This is a genomic window from Streptomyces sp. IMTB 2501 (genome assembly GCF_001953885.1).
In the GTDB taxonomy this organism is placed as follows: Bacteria; Actinomycetota; Actinomycetes; order Streptomycetales; family Streptomycetaceae; genus Streptomyces.
In genome coordinates, this window is sequence record NZ_MQUS01000081.1 from 1 (window position 1) to 2535 (window position 2535).

At 71.9% G+C, this 2535-nt stretch carries 1 protein-coding gene; it reads left to right on the forward strand.

Features of this window, described 5'->3' with window-relative positions:
- Window positions 1-13: 13 nt before the first annotated feature.
- On the forward strand, window positions 14-2535 hold a 2522-nt coding region (locus AV521_RS46160), incomplete at its 3' end, for a condensation domain-containing protein (RefSeq protein WP_218639426.1).

Here is a 2535-nt window from a genome sequence, read left to right on the forward strand (position 1 = left end):
CGCGGCCGGAGTGGTGATCTCACCGCGTGATGTCTTCCGCCACAGGACCGTCGCCGCGCTCGCCGAGCTGGCCACCGCCGAGCAGCCGCCCGCCCCCGTCCGCAGTGGCCTTCCGCTGGTGACCCTCGACCACGCGGAGCGGACCGCCCTGGAGGCGGACCTTCCGGGCCTGGAAGACGTACTCCCGCTCTCCCCGCTGCAGGAGGGCATGTTCTTCCATGCCCTCTACGCCGGGGAAGGCGTGGACGTCTACACCGTGCTGACGCCCCTGGAACTGACGGGTGGCCTGGACGTACCCCGGCTGCGCCGGGCGTGCGACGCCCTGCTGGCGCGGCACGCGAACCTGCGGGCGGGCTTCGTACAGAGCGCGGCCGACCGATCGCTGCAGCTGGTCCACCGCGAGGTGGTCACACCATGGCGGGAAGTGACCCTGGACGGCACCTCCGAGGACGAGCAGCAGGACCTGCTGGCCCAGGTCCTCGACGAGGAGCGCACACGCCGGTTCGACATGGCCCAGCCGCCCCTGCTGCGCTTCACGCTGATCCGGCTCGCCGCCGAGCGGCACGTGCTGCTCATGACCAACCACCACATCGTGGTCGACGGCTGGTCCTGGCCGCTGTTGGTGCGCGACCTCCTGGAGCTGTACGCGCAGGACGGTGACGCGACGGCACTGCCCATGGTGGTGCCGTTCCGGGACTACCTCGGGTGGATCGCCGCACAGGACCGGCAGGCGGCCGATAGCGCCTGGCGGTCGGCGCTGGCCGGCCTCGAAGGACCGACCCTGGTTTCCGCCGGAGCCAGGAGCGACGGTCCCCACGCGGTGCCGGAGCTGGTCGCCGGCCAACTGCCGGAGACGTTCACCGCCGAACTCGACGCGGCCGCGCGCAGCCGTGGACTGACGCTGAGCACGGTCGTCGAGGGCGCGTGGGCTCTGGTGCTGCATCTCCTGACCGGGGAGCGCGACCTGGTGTTCGGCGCGACGGTCTCCGGCCGGCCGCCCCAGCTGCCCGGCGTGGAGGACATGGTCGGGCTGCTGATGAACACGGTCCCGGTGCGGGTCCGGCTCGACCCCGCCGAACCCCTCGACGTCCTGCTGGCCCGCATCCAGGACGAGCAGTCGGCGCTGGGCGAGCACCACCACCTCGGCCTCGCCGAGATCCAGCGACTGGCCGGCCTGGGTGAACTCTTCGACACCGCCATCGGCTTCGAGAACGCCCCGCTGGACCGGGACTCCGTCCGCAGCGCGGCCCGCGGCCTGCACATCGGCGTCGACGACAGTCCCGCACCGGGAGCCACGCACTACCCGCTCAGCCTCGTCGCCATCCCGGGCAGCCGGATGCGGCTGGAACTCAACTACCAGGCCGACGCGTTCTCCAGGGCGGAGACGGAAGCCGTCCTGGGCCGGCTGCAGAAGGTGCTGGAGGCGTTCGTCGCCGCTCCCAAGACTCCCGTCGGCCGCATCGACCTGCTCGCCGCCCAGGAGCGCGGGCGGATCGTGGAGGAGTGGAACGACACCAGGCGCAGCGTGGCGGACGCGACGGTGCCCGAACTCTTCGCCACGCAGGTGCGCCGCACACCGGACGCCCCCGCGGTGGTCTTCGGGGACACCACGCTGACCTACGCGGAAGTGGACGCGCGAGCCGAACGGCTGGCGGCGGTCCTGCGGGCCCGGGGCGCGGGACCCGAGCGGTTCGTGGCCGTGGCCCTGCCGCGCTCGGCGGAGATGGTGATCGCCATCGTCGCGGTGCTCAAGTCCGGGGCCGCCTATCTGCCCGTGGACATCGGCTACCCGGCGGAGCGCATCGCCTTCATGCTGCGCACCGCCCGCCCGGAACTCGTGCTGACCCACGCCGACATCGCCTCCGAGCTACCCCGGGTGGAAGGGTGCGAACACCTCCTGCTCGACGGCGAGGGCATTCCCGTCACGGAGGCGGAGGCAGTCCCCGCGCTGCCCGTGCCGACCGTCCGGCCGCTGAACACCGCCTACGTGATCTTCACGTCCGGTTCGACGGGACAGCCCAAGGGCGTGCTCGTCTCGCACAGCGGTGTGGCCAGCATGCTCGCGACACAGCGGGAGAAACTCGCCCTCTCGTCCGGTGAACGTGTGCTGCTCTTCGCCTCTCCGGGCTTTGACGCCGCGGTGTGGGAACTGTGCACGGCGCTGCTGAACGGCGGCTGCGCGGTCGTGGCCACGCAGGAAGAGCTCGCCCCGGGCCAGCCTCTGGTCGACCTCGTGGCCGAGCGCGGAGTCTCGCTGCTGCTGTTGCCACCGTCCGCTCTCGCCGTCGTACCGGAGAACGGACTGCCGCCCGGGGTGACCCTCGTGGTCGGCGGCGAGGCCTGCACGCCGGAGCTGGTGGAGAGGTGGTCGGCGGACCGCCGGATGGTCAATGCCTACGGCCCCACGGAGTCGACGGTCATCGCCACCATGAGCGATCCGCTCTCCGGCCGAAGCGTGCCCCCCATCGGCCGGCCTGTGGCGAACACACAGGTGTATGTGCTGGATGGTGGGTTGCGTCCGGTGCCGGTGGGTGT